Consider the following 13,406-nt stretch of genomic DNA (forward strand, 5'->3'; position numbering starts at 1 on the left):
GTGCGCGCCCTCGCCTCCCTGCTGGCGGCGCTGGTGCTGCCGCTGGCCGCCCAGGCGGCCGACGACGGCCTGCGCACGGCCGTGCTGCTGGACCGCCTGCACGGCATCGATGCCAACGTGACCTACCTGAAGGCGAGCGGACAAGAGCTCAAGCTCGACGTCCTGCTGCCGGATGACTACGCCGCGAGGCCGCGGCCGGTGGTGCTGCGCTTCCACGGCGGCGGCTGGGTCGCGGGCAGCCGCGAGAACTCGGCGCTCGCCGCCCTGCCTTGGATGCAGATGGGCTTCACCGTGGTGAACGTCAGCTACCGGCTGGCGAATACCGCGCTGGCGCCGGCCGCGGTGGAGGACACGCTGTGCGCGCTGCAGTGGGTGGGCCGCAATGCGAAGAAGTACAACTTCGACCTGGGCAAGGTGGTCACCACCGGGAATTCGGCCGGCGGCCACCTGGCGCTAACCACCGCCATGATCCCGAGCGACTCGCCCTTCACCAACCAGTGCGCCGCGAACGAGCCCACCTGGTCCGGGCCTTACCAGAACCCGGCGCCAAAGGTGGCGGCGGTGGTCAACTGGTTCGGCATCACCGACGTCGCCGACATGCTGCAGGGGCCGAACCTGCGCTCGTACACGGTGGCCTGGTTCGGCAGCATGCCGGGGCGCGATCAGCTGGCGCGCGCGATCTCGCCGCTCACCTATGTGCGTGCCGGCGGCCCGCCGGTGTTCACCGTCCACGGCGACGCCGATCCGCTGGTGCCTTACGCGCACGGGGTGCGCCTGAAGGCGGCGCTGGACAAGGCCGGCGTGAAGAACGTCCTGTACACCATCAAGGGCGGCAAGCATGGCGGCTTCCCGGCGGAGCAGCAGGTCGCGGCCTTCGAAGCCGTGCGCGAGTTCCTGCGCGGGCTGGACATCCTGCCGGCGCAGCCCTGAGCGCCTGCCCTTCGCAAAAGCGTCTAGGATGGGGCTTCCACCACATCCATGCGAGGAGGCTGTCATGCCTGAAAACAAGGATTTAGACCGCAGTCTGAGCGACGTCCAGCTGGACGATTTCGACGTCGACCGCCAGCGCGAGCGGCTCGAGCGCAGCCGGCCGGGCAACCTGCAGTCCGACCAGCAGAAGACGCCGCAGCAGCCCAGCGAAGGGCCGCGCCAGGGCGAGAAGCGCTAGTACCGCCTTCTATTTCTACTGCTGACTTTGTGCGAGCTGTCCTACGGCAGCTCCTCCCCCATTCCGATTGTCCCGAGCTGCCAGAGGTCTATCATCACTCCATCGACACTCAAACAGGAGACGAGTATGGGTGAAAACAAAGGACACGGTGTGAAGGGTCCGCGCCACGATAATGACGTGGATGACCTGAGCATCAACACCGCGAGCGGCAAGATCGCCCAGGGTGGCCAGCAGCAGTCTGGCAACATGCATCCGGGGCAGCAGCAGCAGGACAGCATGCAGTCCGGCCAGCAGCAAGGCAATCGGCAATCGGGCCCGCAAGCGGGACAGCAGCAAGGTAACAAGCAGTCGGGACAGCAACAAGGTAGTCAGCAGTCGAGCCAGCAAGGCAGCCAGCAAAGCGGAGGTCAGCATGCCTCCGGCGGCACGCCGGCACTGGACGACCTGGGTTCGCGCCAAGGCGAATCCGCCAAGGATGCCTCGCAGGCCTGGAGCCAGGACAGCGGCAACAAGCAGCAAGGCAATCGTTAAACCCGTTAGTAGTACGGCGCGCACCGACGCAAGCCAGGCTTGCCGCGGTGCGCGTTTGCATTGCGGATCAATTTGTTTCCCGTCGGTGAGCGCGTGCGAGCGCTCCTACGCCGCCACCGCGCGCACGCCGATTGCCGATGTCAGCAGGAAGAATATGATGGTCTCTCACATTCCTTATCAAGGAGACGATCATGAGCGACAACCAGCAGAAACAATCGACCCCTGACAATGCCGTGAAAGATCCCAAGAAGGATCTCGTTGCCACCGCCGGCCAGGGCCAGCAGTCGGGCAGCCAGCAGTCGGGCAGCCAGCAGTCCGGCCAGCAATCGGGCAACCAGCAGTCCGGCCAGCAGCAAGGCGGCCAACAGCAAGGCAACCAGCAACAGGGCCAGCAACAGGGCCAGCAACAGGGCAACCAGCAGCAAGGTGGCGGCCAGCATGCTTCCGGCGGCACCCCGGCACTGGAAGACCTGGACGGCCAGAACCAGGGCGAGAGCGCCCAGCAGGCTTCCGAAGCTTTCCAGCAGCAGGACCAGCAGCGCGGAAACCGCTAAGGCTGCAGCCGTCGCGCGCGAGGCCCCGGCTTAGCGCGCGGCGTGCGCCCGGTTCAGGCGCCGCTCGGCGCGGCGCTGGATCGCTTCGAAGAACAGGCTCAGTACCCAGTAGATGCAGGCCGCCGCGATGTAGAGCGGCAGCGGCTGGAAAGTCACCGCGATCACTTCCTTGGTCGCGAGCATCAGCTCGGTCAGGGCAATCACCGACACCAGCGAGGTATCCTTGATCAGGCTGATCAGGGTATTGCTCATCGAGGGCACTGCGATGCGCAGCGCCTGCGGCATGATGACGTGGTGCAGGGTCTGCCAATAACCCAGGCCCAGGCTGAAGCTGGCGCGCCATTGCCTCTCGCTCACCGCGCGAATCGCGCCGCGCAGGCTTTCCGACAGATAGGCGCCGCTATTGAGCGACAGCGCCAGCACGCCCGCCGCCACTGGCGTGAATTCGATGCCGACGCTCGGCAATCCATAATAGATGACGAAGATCTGCACCAGCAGCGGCGTGCCGCGCATGACGCTCACGTAGAAGCTGGCCGGCAGCCGCACCAGCGCCCAGGGCGCGATACGCATCAGGGCCACCGGAAAGCCGATCGCGAGCCCGCCGATCATCGACGCCACTGCGAACATCAGGGTATAGCCGGCGCCAGTCAGCATGACCGGCGCCGCCTCGCGCAGCAGCGCGACCAGATCCACCAAGTTCACCTGCGCGCCCTTACTTTGCGGGGTGGCTGGCGTCGGTGCCGAACCATTTGAGCGACATGGCCTTCAGCGTGCCGTCCGCGGTGGCATCGACCAGGATCTTGTCCACCGCCGCCTTGAACTGCGGGCTGCCCTTGCGGAAGGCGATGCCCATGCGCTCAGGCGCGCCGATGCGGGCGCCGGCCTTGATCGGCAGCTGCGAGTTCTTCAGCAGGTAGGCCACCATCAGGCTGTCGTTCAGCGCCGCATCGATACGGCCGAAAGCGAGGTCCTGCAGGTTCTCCGGCGCCGCCGGATAGCTCTTGACCGTAATGCCCGGCACCGCCTTGACCTGCTGCTCGAACACGCTGCCCTGCCCTACACCGACTGTCTTGCCCTTGAGGTCATTCAGGCTCGTATAGACCGCGCGGTCGTTCTTGCGCACGATGAGCTGCGGGGCCGAATAGGTATAGGGACGCGAGAAGTCGAAGACCTGCTCGCGCTTCGCGGTGATGCCGACCTGGCTGACGATCACGTCATACTTGGCGGCGGCCAGGCCCGCGAGGATCGCGGCCCATTCGGTGCTGACGAATTCGGGCTTCAAGCCCAGTTTGGCCGCGACCAGGCGCGCGACGTCGACGTCGTAGCCGGCCAGCTGCCCGGTCTTGGGGTCCTTGAAGTTGAAGGGCGGGTAGGTGCCTTCCATCGCGATGCGCAGCGTGCCGCGCGCCTTCGCGTCCGTGAGCAGGTCGGCGGCATGCGCGGGCACGAGTGCCGAAAGCGAGGCCGCGAGCGCCAGGCCGAGCAGCGTCCGGCGCGCCACGGTGTTCGAATGCTTGCCCATCAATTCGTCTCCATCCAAGGTCGAGCTGACGTTATAACCCATTCCCGCCCGGGCGGGAAGGCTCAGTAGCCCAGCCGGCGCCCGCGCGATCCGAACGGATGGCCGACCACCAGGATCGTGCTCGCGACCAGGGTCGACAGGCCCAAGATCAGCTGGACCAGCTTGTCGTCGGGGAGCACCCAGACCTGGCCGCGCGGCGGTTCGGCGCCGGTGGCGGCATGAATCAGCGGCGAGATCCAGTCGGCTTCCGGTTCGACGTCGAGGATGACGGCATCGCCCGTGGTTTGCATGTAAACGTTGCCGCCCTCGGCCAGGATAAAGCAGATGCCGACGCCGGTCTCGGTCGGCTTGACCAGCTCTTGCAGGGCGCGGTTATGCTCGTCGATCCAGAGTTCGACGTCCTGCGGGGTTTCGAGCGCGGTCCAGGGACGGGGACGGAAGCGTGGCGGAGTCTCAGGTGGCAGATTCATGTGAGGCGGGTAAAAGCTGTACGAGCCGTATCTTACGGGATTTTTGTGTGCCAGTATGCAGCCTCCGTTCCAAGCACAAGGAAGCAAGTTTGAAAGCACTGCTATTCTCCCTCCTCTGCCTCGCCGCCAGCGCGCAGGCCGCCGTCCCCGCCTACGAACTCGACAACACGGAAGTGCGCGACATCCACGCCGCGAACCTCAAGCGCGATTACCAGTTGTTCGTCGCCCTGCCCGACTCCTACCGCGAAGGGAGCAAACGCTACCCGGTGCTATTCGTGCCCGACGCGAACTACGCGTTCGCGCTGACCCGCAGCATCGCCTCGCGCCTGCACAAGCATGCGGGCATCGAGGAAGTGATCGTGGTCGGCCTGTCGTATGCGAAGGGCGATGCCGGCAACTACAGCCGGCGCCGCGACTACACGCCGAGCGTGCCGCGCAAGCACAACTACCAGTCGGACATGCCGGGCCGTGCGCCCGCCTTCGGCGAAGCCGCGGCCTATGGCCGCTTCATGGTGGACGAGGTCTTCCCCTTCGTGGCGCGCAGCTACCGCGCCGACATGAAGCGCAAGATCTTCGCCGGCCATTCCTACGGCAGCCTGCTCGGCCTGCAGATCATGCTGGACGCGCCGCGCAGCTTCGAGCACTACATCCTGGGCAGCCCGTCGCTGTGGTTCGACGCGGGCATCATGTTCGAACGTGAACAGGCCTATGGTGCGCGACACAAGGACTTGCCGGCCTCGGTCTACTTCGGCATCGGCGGCCTCGAGACCCTGGCGCCCGGGAAGAAGCGCTCGCGCTCGGAAGAAGACGCGGACATGGTGGCGGACCTGCGCGAGTTCGACGGCTTGCTCAAGGCGCACCGCTATCCGGGCTTGAAAACCGAGATGAAGGTCTTCGAGGGAGAAGACCATGCCAGCGTGTTCCCCTTCGTGCTCACGCGCGGCCTGCGCGCCTACCTGAAGTCAAGCCGCTAGTTCGCCGACCAGGATCAGCGACACCGGCTTGCAGGTAGCGGGATGGACCGGCTCGCGCATCTCCACCGGGCGCAGGCCGTTCTCGACAAACAGCGCGACCCAGCTCGCGATGGTCCGGAAATACCAGGGCGCCGCATCCGCGAACGCGGGGCTGAAGCCGGCCCAGCTGCCCTCGCGCCAGCCGTCCACATAGGGCGCGTCGCCGCAGGCCGTCACGGGATGCACGGTCTGCACGATCAGGTGGCCGCCCGGGCGCAGGTAGCTCGGGGCGGCGCGAAACAGGCCGCGCGTGGCCTCGTCGCCGATCAGCGAGAAGTTACAGACCGCCACGTCGGCGCCAAGGCGCAGTTCGCCGGCTGCGATCTGTTCGTAGCTGAGCTGGCGGAACGTGCCGCCGCCCGCTGCCCGCGCCTGTTCCACCAGGCCTTCGATCGCGTCCACACCCTGCATCTCGACCTCCGGCAGCGCCCGCACCAGCCAGCCTTCGCCGCAGCCGAGATCGACCCCAAGGCGCGGCGAACGCGCCCGCACCGCGTCGACGATGGCGGCATTGGTCACCAGCACACGCGATTCGATCTCGCCGCCGCGCACGGCGGCGGTCCAGGGATCGGTGTTGCGCGACCAGGAATCGATGATGGAGGCGTCGGTGTGCTTGCTCATGGGTTCTCCTGTTGATGAGCGCATTATCCATCAAAGACTTAGCGGCAGAAATTTGCGTTAGATCAAAACGCGCGCACGATTGAATTTGACGTCTTTACAAAACTCACATATTCTTTCATGCACTGATTGGAAACGTTTCCATCTCCAGCCTCGACAGGATCATACGAGACCAACCACCCAAGTTGGCAGACCGTGGCGCGCCGTCCTGGCGTGTCATTTTTCTTCGGAGTTAAATGAGGAGTCGAAGTGAATAAGCAGAACCCAAAACATCACTTTAGTTGGAAACCTTTCCAGTCCATCGGGGCCGCCCTCTTGCTCGCCGTGAGCACGCAAGCCGCGGCCAGCGTCACCAATCCCGTCATCGGCCAGCTGCTGTGGTCCGAGGAATTCAATGGCACCAGCCTGAATACCGGCGCCTGGACCGCCACCGACGGCAACGGCTGCCAGATCAACCTGTGCGGCTACGGCAACGCCGAGCTGCAGTACTACAGCCCCAACAACCTCTCGATCGTCAACGTCCCCTTCGAATCCGGCACGCGCGCGCTGGCGATCCAGGCGCGCAGCCAGACGGTCGGCAGCAATGTGTTTACTTCCGGGAAGATCGACACCAAGGGCAAGGTCCAGGTCCAGTACGGCATGATCGAGGTGCGCATGGCCACGCCGAACATCGCCACCGGCCTGTGGCCGGCCGCCTGGATGCTCGGCGTGAGCCCGCAGACCTGGCCGCGCAACGGCGAGATCGACATCATGGAGATGGGCCACAAGGCATCGAGCCGCGCCGCCGCCGGCAACCCGTCGGCCAACAACTTCGTCGGCTCGAACGTCATCACCTGGCAGCAGGCCGCCTGCGTGCCGGGTAACGAGAGCTGCGCCGCCTCCACCGCCTGGCAGACCAAGAACTGGTACGTGCCCAGCACCTCGCTCGCCAACCGCTTCGTCACCTATCGCCTGTACTGGGACGAAAGCCAGATGCGCTTCACCGTGGTCGACAACGGCGTCGAGCGCAACATGTACGATGCGCCGCTGCCGGTCAATTCGACCGCCCTGCAGGCGCCCTTCTACCTGCTGCTGAACCTCGCCGTGGGCGGCAACTTCACCGATGCCGCCAACCCGAGCCAGGTCACGGCGCCGCTGCCGGGCACCATGTACGTCGACTACGTGCGCGTCTACCAGCTCGACGGCAAGGGCCAGGTCAAGCTCGGCAACCAGACGGTGCCGGAAGTCGCGGGCAAGTTCGGCGTCTTCACCGACACCACGGCTGTCAACAACAAGCTGGTGGCGGGCACCAGTTCCGACATCTTCCTGTGGAACGGCGCTTCGAGCGGGGCCGGCAATACCGCGCCGTATGAAGGGAGCAACGTGATCGCCTGGGCCTATACGGCGCCCGGCCAGTGGTTTGGCGGCGGGGTGCAGGCCCGCCAGGCGCGCGACCTCAGCAACTACCGCAACGGAACCATGCGCTTCCGGATCAAGATCCCGGCCAACGTGTCCTTCAATATCGGCGTCGGCGACACCTATACCAACCAGAACTGGGTGAACTTCCCGGCCAACACCACGACCTACGGCCTGGTGCGCAATGGCGAATGGGCACAGGGCAGCATCCCGGTCTCGACCCTGCTCGGCACCAAGGTGGCGGCGCAATCCCTGCTCGACGTGTTCATGATTTCGAGCGACGCCAACCGGCTGCCCACCTCGACCTTCCAGTTCGCGATCGACGACATCGTGTGGGATTCCGGCAGCGGCGGCACCACCACCCCGCCGCCGACCACCCCGACCGGTCCGACCTGGATCAGCCAGCCCACGACCACCACGCTGCAGTTCAACACCAATACCGGCAGCTGGGCGGACGTGCACTACACCGTCAACAACGGCGCCCAGCAGAACATCCGCATGCGCCTGGACGGCACGACCAATACCTATGTGGCCGGCGGCCTGAAAATCGGCGACGTGGTGCGCTACAGCTTTACCTACTGGGATACGGTGCGTAACTTCGCCGTGGATACCGCCTGGCAGAGCTATACGATGAAGTAAGGAAGAAGCTTCAAGCGGCGAGCGTCACGAGGCGCGCCTCGACACGCTCGCCGTCGATCAAGAGCTCTCCCACCGAGATCGGCAAGCTGAAACGCCGCTTTCCCGCACTGCCCGGATTCACGTACAGGACGCCGCCGCGCTCGATGCTGGCCGGCTTGTGCGAGTGGCCGGAAACGACCACGCGCATGCCCTCGGCCGCCGGGTCGATCGGCAACTCCTTCAGGTCGTGGATGACGTAGATGGCGACCGGCCCCAGGCGCAGGATCGCGGTTGCGGGAATCCCGGCGGCCCAGGCGCCGCGGTCATTGTTGCCGCGCACGACCGTCAGCGGCGCGATCGCCGCCAGCGGCGTCAGGATCTCGGGGCCCGTGATGTCCCCCGCGTGGATGATGAGGTCGCTGCCCCGCAGGAAGTCGAGCGCCTGCGGGCGCAGCAACCCGTGCGTGTCGGAGATCAGGCCGACGCGCATGCGCTCAGTGCGAGCGCCTGCTGCCGGCCATCTTGGCCGTGGTGTAGATCGAGTACAGCGCCGCCAGGCCGACCACCACGTAGACGATGCGGGTCGCCGGGCTGCCCGGGCCGAAGATGGTGGCGACCATGTCGACGTCGAACAGGCCAACCATCGCCCAGTTCAGGCCACCGATAATCAGGAGCGCCATCGCCAGGTAGTCGAGGGCCGACATGGCCGAGTGCTGGTGTTCGCGCATCGAGGTGCGCCGCTCGCCCATGGTCCTGCGGTCCATTGTGGGAGTGTTCATCGTTGCCATCATTGCCTCCTTGCGTCATGCAAACTAAAGCGGAATGAATCGGCCAGCACATGCCGTTCTGGCCCTGACAACCCATATTAGCGGAAGTTCGGCGGCGCGCTCGCACGGTCCGCCGGTGCTGCTTTCAGCCCTTCCAGGTGCGGTTGAGTCCGGTATCCGCGTGGATCCAGCCGCCTTTCGGACCGGAGCGGTAGTAATAGCCGACGCCGCCCTGGCGGAAGCTGCGGATCAGGCCGCCGAGCACTTCCTCGTTCAGGCTGGCGATGCGGATGTCGGCCGCCTTGCCGACCATATGCAGGGACTTGCGCGCCGCCGGCACGCCTTCTTCCACCAGGCGCTTGTTCGAGGCTTCGGTGCGGTAGCCGGACAGGATCTCGAGCGGCTGGGTCATGCCGTAGCGGGCGATGAAGGCCTGGGTGCCCCACAGCACTTCGAACAGCTTGGGATCGATCGGCGCGGTCTCGCGGCCGTTCACGTCGCGCAGGATGTGGCACAGCTCCTGGTAGGCGGAATCGATGACTTCGCCGTCCTTCCAGTACAGCACCCTGGCGCGCTCGCCGCTTTGCGGGCGTACCACGGACAAGGTGCGCGGCTTGAGCCAGAAATCAATGTCCAGCAGTTGTGCGTCGAACAGGTCGGGCGGGGGTTGCAGGTCGGTGCTCTGGGCCGAGGCCAGCAGCGGGGCGCCAAGCGCGCCCATGGCGCAGACGCTGGCGCCCTGTTTCAGGAAATCTCTACGTGAAGCCATATCGAACTCATCCAATCGAGGCGCTTACTATAGCGTAAGCTTTCCCCACACAAAAGATGTGTTCGCCAAACCTGTTGCAGGCAGATCAGATGGCGCGCGCCACCCAGGCGATCAGCATCGCCGAGGGCACCAGCAGCGCCTGGGCCAGCAGCGTCCCCGCCAGGCGGCTGCCGACCAGCCACACGATCGCCTTCCGGAACTGCCCTTCGCTCACCTTGCCCTCGACCACGTCGTCGGTCATGCCCGACATGTGCGGGTCGATGAAGATCGCCATCAGGATGGTGGCGCCGCCGTTGATGATGGAAGACAGCGTGCTCGAGGTGACCCGGACTGCGGGGTCGAGCACTCCCGCGTAGAGCGCGGCGAACACGCCCACGGTCCACAGGGCGGTGGCGGCGACGTTCAGCAGCGTGATCCGGCCCGATACCCCATGTCCCGAGCGCACCTCCGTGAGGTTTTTGGCGGCCGGGACGGCGGCGACGTCCTTCACATAGGACAGGCCGCCCTTGAAGAAGCCATGCAGGATCAGCTTGGGCACCGAGCGGTGCACCTGGAAATGCAGGACCGCGCGGCAGAACACGCGCTGGAAAGTCGGAATCAGGAAGGCGCCGGCGATGGTCGCCAGGCTGGCCGAGGCCAGCAGCCACTGGAAATCCCCCAGCAGCGCGGCGTGGGCCGCCGGCGCGAGATTGCTCTCCACGCGCTTGGCGAGGAAGGGGCCGAGGAAGGAATTCGAGGTGCGCGACAGCAGCACCAGGATGCTGAACAGCGCGAAGGAGACCGCGATGCGGCGGGTGCGCACACCGGCGATCCGGACCGAGTACGCGAGCGTGCCGATGAGGTGGATGACGAAGGTAAGAAAGCAGATGAAAAGGAGTTGTGAGTCCACGTCCCAGCCCGCACAAATGCAAAGATTGCTATCTTAGCATCGGAACGGAGCTCAGCTGCTGCAGTTGCAGAAGCGCTTGCGCGCCGCCGCGCCGGCCCCTGCGTCGCAGGCGGCGTCGAGCTGCTTCCACAAGAGGTCGCATTCGAGGCCGAAGCAGGACTTGTCCTTGCCGGCATTCACATAACCCTGGCGCTCGAAGAAGGCGCTGGCGCTGGCGGGGCTGTGCAGATGCAGTTTCTTGATGTCCCAGGCGCGCGCCTGCTCCTCGGCGGCGCACAGGAGCGCGCGGCCGACGCCGCTCTTCAAGGCTTCCGGGGCGACGTAACAGAGCGCCAGCTTGCCGGCCTGGGTCAGCAGGCACAGGCCGAGCAGCTCGCCGTCGCGTTCGGCGACCAGGGCGTGATTGCTGGGGATGGCGAACCAGGTGGCGACATTGGCCGAAGTCTTGTTGCCAAGCCAGGCTTCCAGCACGGCCGGCCGATCCTGGTGGTCGGCCTGGCAGCCGACTTCGATCGAACGGCGCAGCAGCGCGCAGGCTGCGGAAGCATCACCGGGAACCGCCTTGCGAATGTCAAAACGCGTGGACATCAAACATCACTATGCTAAATAAAGAAACGAACAGGACCCGCGCCGGCGGCGCAATGGCTGGGCACGACTATACACCGAAAGGCCCGGACCTTGCTGCGAGCATCTGCATGTGTCCGGCTGCGGCGCAAGCGCGGCGCCATCCTGCTCTGCAGTACTAAGCATATGACAAAAGTATTGTTCCGTATTTTGAGCAATCGACCGATGATGCATCCTGTCCATAAGTTTTGAAAAGCGAGAACAACATGACCCTGACTTCCCCGCTTCGCCGTCTGCTTCTCACCCTGGCGCTGGGCGCCGCGCTGCCGCTGTCCGCGAGCGCCGCCGAGACCGAGCTGCTGAACGTGTCGTATGACGTTGCGCGCGAGCTGTACAAGGACATCAACCCGGCCTTCATTGCGGCCTACAAGCAACAGACCGGCGACACGGTGAGCATCAAGCAGTCGCACGGCGGCTCCAGCAAGCAGGCGCGCGCGGTTGCCGACGGACTGGAAGCTTCGGTGGTCACCATGAACCAGGCCAACGACATCGACATGCTGGCCGACCGCGGCCTGGTGGCAAAAGACTGGGCCAAGAAGTTCCCGAACAATGCGGCGCCCTACTACTCGACCATGGTCTACCTGGTGCGCAAGGGCAACCCGAAGAAGATCAAGGACTGGGACGACCTGGCGCGTCCCGGCGTGCAGGTGATCATCCCGAACCCGAAGACCGCCGGCAATGGCCGTTACACCTACCTGGCGGCCTGGGGCGCGGCGCTGAAGAAGAAAGGCGGCAACGAAGCCCAGGCGCGCGACTTGGTGACGCGCATCTTCAAGAACGTGCCGATCCTCGACGCGGGCGGCCGTGCAGCCACCACCACCTTCACCCAGCGCCAGATCGGCGACGTGCTGGTGACCTTCGAGAACGAAGTCAGCATGGTGCGCGCCGAGTTCGGCGACAACTTCGAAGTGGTCTATCCGTCGGTGTCGATCCTGGCCGAGTCGCCGGTGGCCGTGGTCGACAAGGTGGTCGACCGCCGCAACCAGCGCAAGGAAGCGACCGCCTACCTGAACTTCCTGTATTCGCCGACCGGCCAGGACATCGGCGCCAAGCACTTCATGCGCGTGCGTTCCGACGCCGTGATGAAGAAGTACGCCGCCAACTACAAGCCGATCCAGCTGTTCACGGTGGATGAGCTGTTCGGCGGCTGGCGCAAGGCCCAGGAAGTCCACTTCAACGATGGCGGCGAATTCGACAAGATTTATCAGTCGAAATAAGCCCTACACGACAAGCCCTGCCCCGCGCAGGGCTTTGTCATTCCGGCCAGGATTCTCGCGCCGGTTCTGACGTCCAGCATGGACGCTCTGGCAATCCTGACGTTAAACTGCAATAAATTCCGGTTCACAAGGCTGATTTTGCTTGTGTGCCATAGACATGCATCATGCTTGGTGCTATCTTCCACCACCTGTAGTTGCCCTACAGCTAGATTTTAGTTTGACTGTTGACTGCGCGCCCGCGCCTTTCCGCTCAACGCAACCCTATTCCAGAACCCGACAATGATCAAAAAATTGTTTGCCACCGTATTGATGTCGTTTTCGGCTGCCGCATTCGCGGTGCCGTTCGGCTCGCAATCGGTGCTCGTGGTAGAAGATGACACCGGCAAGATTTTGCTGGAGAAGAATGCAGACCGCGTCGTCCCGATCGCGTCGCTGACCAAGCTGATGACCGCGATGGTCGTGCTGGACGCCCGCCAGGATATGGACGAGCTGATCGAAATCGACCGCAGCGACGTCGATACCTTCAAACACAGCAGCTCGCGGGTGCCCGTCGGCGCCCTGATCTCGCGCCGCGACGTGCTGCAGCTGGCCCTGATGTCCTCGGACAACCGCGCCGCTGCCGCACTGGCCCGCACCTACCCGGGCGGCACCGACGGCTTTAAGGCGGCCGTCAAGCGCAAGATCGCCGCCCTCGGCATGACCCAGACCGTGATCGAAGAGCCGACCGGCCTGTCGCCGCGCAACCGTTCGAACGCCGGCGACCTGGTCAAGATGGCCAGCGCCGCAGCGCGCTACCCGGACATCACCAACGCCACCACCGACTCGAAAGACCTGATCAACATCAACGGTCGCGAAGTCGAGTACCGCAACACCAACCGCCTGGTGGGCGCCAAGGGCTGGGACATCGGCCTGTCGAAGACCGGCTACACCTCGGAAGCCGGCCGTTGCCTGATCATGAACATCAAGGCCGCCGGCAAGAACGCGACCATGATCCTGCTGAACGCCAACGCCTCGTCGGCCCGCATCCTGGACGCACTGAATATCCGCCGCTTCATCAGCGGTGAAGAAGCGCCGGTGCGTGTGGCCAAGGCCTCGAACCGCGCGCCCCGCTTCAAGGCCGCGTCGGGCGGTCCGCGCATCAAGGCCAGCTCCAGCCGCGTCCGCATCAAGGCCAGCGCCGGTAGCGCCAAGCTCAAGGCAGTCAAGAAGCGCAGCCAGGTGAAGGTGGTGCCGAAGCGCCGCAAGAAGTAA

17 protein-coding genes are annotated in these 13,406 nt (G+C 64.9%); 8 read left to right on the forward strand and 9 right to left on the reverse strand.

All coding sequences use genetic code 11. The annotated features are described in order from the left end of the window. The 4 genes from GV068_RS10665 to GV068_RS10680 all read left to right on the forward strand — a co-directional run bounded on the left by GV068_RS10665 (window position 1) and on the right by GV068_RS10680 (window position 2,253). Entirely contained in the window at window positions 1-930 is a 930-nt protein-coding gene (locus GV068_RS10665; protein ID WP_229464021.1) for an alpha/beta hydrolase, read from the forward strand. Window positions 931-994: 64 nt separating this feature from the next. Continuing rightward, the gene (locus GV068_RS10670; RefSeq protein ID WP_159697299.1) at window positions 995-1,168 is read left to right on the forward strand and encodes a hypothetical protein; all 174 of its coding nucleotides are present in this window, start codon (window positions 995-997) and stop codon (window positions 1,166-1,168) included. A 126-nt stretch (window positions 1,169-1,294) separates the two neighbouring features. Continuing rightward, the gene (locus GV068_RS10675) at window positions 1,295-1,699 is read left to right on the forward strand and encodes a hypothetical protein (RefSeq protein WP_159697300.1); all 405 of its coding nucleotides are present in this window, start codon (window positions 1,295-1,297) and stop codon (window positions 1,697-1,699) included. A 191-nt stretch (window positions 1,700-1,890) separates the two neighbouring features. After that, window positions 1,891-2,253, forward strand: coding sequence for a hypothetical protein (locus tag GV068_RS10680; protein WP_159697301.1), 363 nt, complete (start codon window positions 1,891-1,893; stop codon window positions 2,251-2,253). 30 nt (window positions 2,254-2,283) lie between these two features. Here GV068_RS10680 and GV068_RS10685 read toward each other — a convergent pair whose 3' ends face one another. From GV068_RS10685 to GV068_RS10695, 3 genes are all read right to left on the reverse strand, one after another. After that, window positions 2,284-2,907 (reverse strand): amino acid ABC transporter permease, encoded by a 624-nt coding sequence (locus GV068_RS10685; protein ID WP_159704875.1) that lies wholly within the window; start codon window positions 2,905-2,907, stop codon window positions 2,284-2,286. Between the two features lie 58 nt (window positions 2,908-2,965). After that, entirely contained in the window at window positions 2,966-3,775 is an 810-nt protein-coding gene (locus tag GV068_RS10690) for a transporter substrate-binding domain-containing protein (protein WP_159697302.1), read from the reverse strand. Between the two features lie 62 nt (window positions 3,776-3,837). After that, window positions 3,838-4,245: a hypothetical protein gene (locus tag GV068_RS10695; RefSeq protein ID WP_159697303.1), complete on the reverse strand. Its 408-nt coding sequence runs from the start codon at window positions 4,243-4,245 to the stop codon at window positions 3,838-3,840. Between the two features lie 89 nt (window positions 4,246-4,334). Here GV068_RS10695 and GV068_RS10700 point away from each other — a divergent pair, with 89 nt between their 5' ends. Further along, the gene (locus GV068_RS10700; RefSeq protein WP_159697304.1) at window positions 4,335-5,219 is read left to right on the forward strand and encodes an alpha/beta hydrolase; all 885 of its coding nucleotides are present in this window, start codon (window positions 4,335-4,337) and stop codon (window positions 5,217-5,219) included. Here GV068_RS10700 and GV068_RS10705 read toward each other — a convergent pair. Continuing rightward, window positions 5,208-5,879, reverse strand: a complete 672-nt coding sequence (locus tag GV068_RS10705; RefSeq protein WP_159697305.1) for a bifunctional 2-polyprenyl-6-hydroxyphenol methylase/3-demethylubiquinol 3-O-methyltransferase UbiG — start codon at window positions 5,877-5,879, stop codon at window positions 5,208-5,210. The two genes, GV068_RS10700 and GV068_RS10705, sit on opposite strands and share 12 nt — an antisense overlap. 321 nt (window positions 5,880-6,200) lie before the next feature. Between GV068_RS10705 and GV068_RS10710 the strand changes: the two genes are divergently transcribed. Next, a complete protein-coding gene (locus tag GV068_RS10710) occupies window positions 6,201-7,910 on the forward strand; it encodes a family 16 glycosylhydrolase (protein WP_229464023.1) in 1,710 nt (569 codons plus the stop codon). Between the two features lie 10 nt (window positions 7,911-7,920). On the opposite strand, the gene GV068_RS10715 is transcribed toward GV068_RS10710, so the two are convergent. From GV068_RS10715 to GV068_RS10735, 5 genes are all read right to left on the reverse strand, one after another. Further along, window positions 7,921-8,379, reverse strand: coding sequence for a metallophosphoesterase family protein (locus GV068_RS10715; RefSeq protein WP_159697307.1), 459 nt, complete (start codon window positions 8,377-8,379; stop codon window positions 7,921-7,923). Between the two features lie 4 nt (window positions 8,380-8,383). Then, window positions 8,384-8,668 carry a DUF378 domain-containing protein gene (locus GV068_RS10720; protein WP_308637116.1) on the reverse strand — a complete coding sequence of 95 codons (285 nt, stop codon included), beginning with the start codon at window positions 8,666-8,668 and terminating at the stop codon, window positions 8,384-8,386. Between the two features lie 133 nt (window positions 8,669-8,801). After that, a complete protein-coding gene (locus tag GV068_RS10725; protein ID WP_159697309.1) occupies window positions 8,802-9,425 on the reverse strand; it encodes a YcbK family protein in 624 nt (207 codons plus the stop codon). 85 nt (window positions 9,426-9,510) lie between these two features. Continuing rightward, entirely contained in the window at window positions 9,511-10,314 is an 804-nt protein-coding gene (locus GV068_RS10730; protein ID WP_159697310.1) for a lipid II flippase Amj family protein, read from the reverse strand. Window positions 10,315-10,365: 51 nt separating this feature from the next. Next, the gene (locus GV068_RS10735; RefSeq protein WP_159697311.1) at window positions 10,366-10,902 is read right to left on the reverse strand and encodes a GNAT family N-acetyltransferase; all 537 of its coding nucleotides are present in this window, start codon (window positions 10,900-10,902) and stop codon (window positions 10,366-10,368) included. A gap of 242 nt (window positions 10,903-11,144) precedes the next feature. Here GV068_RS10735 and GV068_RS10740 point away from each other — a divergent pair, with 242 nt between their 5' ends. Continuing rightward, a complete protein-coding gene (locus tag GV068_RS10740; protein WP_159697312.1) occupies window positions 11,145-12,155 on the forward strand; it encodes a sulfate ABC transporter substrate-binding protein in 1,011 nt (336 codons plus the stop codon). A 279-nt stretch (window positions 12,156-12,434) separates the two neighbouring features. After that, entirely contained in the window at window positions 12,435-13,406 is a 972-nt protein-coding gene (locus GV068_RS10745; protein ID WP_159697313.1) for a serine hydrolase, read from the forward strand.

It is taken from the genome of Massilia sp. 9I, from assembly GCF_902506415.1.
Lineage (GTDB): Bacteria > Pseudomonadota > Gammaproteobacteria > Burkholderiales > Burkholderiaceae_D > Telluria.

What these genes read in the sequence shown, in the direction of transcription:
- GV068_RS10740 (WP_159697312.1), top strand. Translation starts at nt 11,145, where the DNA reads ATGACCCTGACTTCCCCGCTTCGCCGTCTGCTTCTCACCCTGGCGCTG.
- GV068_RS10695 (WP_159697303.1), bottom strand. Translation starts at nt 4,245, where the DNA reads ATGAATCTGCCACCTGAGACTCCGCCACGCTTCCGTCCCCGTCCCTGG.
- GV068_RS10670 (WP_159697299.1), top strand. Translation starts at nt 995, where the DNA reads ATGCCTGAAAACAAGGATTTAGACCGCAGTCTGAGCGACGTCCAGCTG.
- GV068_RS10715 (WP_159697307.1), bottom strand. Translation starts at nt 8,379, where the DNA reads ATGCGCGTCGGCCTGATCTCCGACACGCACGGGTTGCTGCGCCCGCAG.
- GV068_RS10685 (WP_159704875.1), bottom strand. Translation starts at nt 2,907, where the DNA reads ATGCTGACTGGCGCCGGCTATACCCTGATGTTCGCAGTGGCGTCGATG.
- GV068_RS10680 (WP_159697301.1), top strand. Translation starts at nt 1,891, where the DNA reads ATGAGCGACAACCAGCAGAAACAATCGACCCCTGACAATGCCGTGAAA.
- GV068_RS10720 (WP_308637116.1), bottom strand. Translation starts at nt 8,668, where the DNA reads ATGAACACTCCCACAATGGACCGCAGGACCATGGGCGAGCGGCGCACC.
- GV068_RS10725 (WP_159697309.1), bottom strand. Translation starts at nt 9,425, where the DNA reads ATGGCTTCACGTAGAGATTTCCTGAAACAGGGCGCCAGCGTCTGCGCC.
- GV068_RS10735 (WP_159697311.1), bottom strand. Translation starts at nt 10,902, where the DNA reads ATGTCCACGCGTTTTGACATTCGCAAGGCGGTTCCCGGTGATGCTTCC.
- GV068_RS10745 (WP_159697313.1), top strand. Translation starts at nt 12,435, where the DNA reads ATGATCAAAAAATTGTTTGCCACCGTATTGATGTCGTTTTCGGCTGCC.
- GV068_RS10690 (WP_159697302.1), bottom strand. Translation starts at nt 3,775, where the DNA reads ATGGGCAAGCATTCGAACACCGTGGCGCGCCGGACGCTGCTCGGCCTG.
- GV068_RS10705 (WP_159697305.1), bottom strand. Translation starts at nt 5,879, where the DNA reads ATGAGCAAGCACACCGACGCCTCCATCATCGATTCCTGGTCGCGCAAC.
- GV068_RS10675 (WP_159697300.1), top strand. Translation starts at nt 1,295, where the DNA reads ATGGGTGAAAACAAAGGACACGGTGTGAAGGGTCCGCGCCACGATAAT.